Source organism: Enterobacter cloacae complex sp. S3 (genome assembly GCF_014930495.1).
In the GTDB taxonomy this organism is placed as follows: Bacteria; Pseudomonadota; Gammaproteobacteria; order Enterobacterales; family Enterobacteriaceae; genus Enterobacter; species Enterobacter asburiae_B.
In genome coordinates this window covers 1-584 of sequence record NZ_JADBRD010000108.1, presented here as the reverse complement: position 1 = coordinate 584, position 584 = coordinate 1, and the positions used below count along the sequence as shown (strand labels likewise).

Sequence of the window (584 nt, the reverse complement as noted above, 5' to 3'; positions counted from 1 at the left end):
ATATGTATGAGAGTTATTCTAAAGAAAATCACTTTCGATGAGGGAGAAAGTAAGGCATGAGAGTTCTTTTGCTGGGTGATTATAGTAGTGTGCATTACAACCTTTGGCAAATACTTAATTATAAAGGTATAGATTGTACTTTACTCTCTGATGGTGATGGATATAAAAATATCCCGACTAATTTAAAATGGTTCCCTGCTCCTGCTGAGTCGAAAGCTAAAATTTATGCTAATATGCACGGGGAAGAATTTTGGAAGAAAAACTTTGAATTCATTAAAGGTATTAAAGGGTTCGATGTTGTCCAAATTATTAATCCTGTTATTTGCGAGCAACTAAACTCTAATCTAAACAAATTGCTTTTCGATCTATTAATTGAAAATAATAAAAAAGTTTTTATGTATGCTGTTGGTGACGACAATGCTTGGGTTTCATATCATCTTAAAAATAAAACAAAAAGCATGTTTAATAATAAGAAAATATTTCTTAGTAGGGAGATTTATCATTGTGGTAGATATTTACTCTATCCAGGATATCGGAATTTATCAGAGTATGTTGCGTCTAAAGTAAATGCTATTATTCCTGGT

General features: G+C 31.2%; 1 protein-coding gene. It reads left to right on the top strand.

Going from position 1 to position 584, the window contains the following annotated elements:
- Positions 1-56: 56 nt before the first annotated feature.
- Positions 57-584: hypothetical protein (locus tag IM317_RS23695; RefSeq protein ID WP_227010986.1), on the top strand; the 528-nt coding region annotated here is incomplete at its 3' end.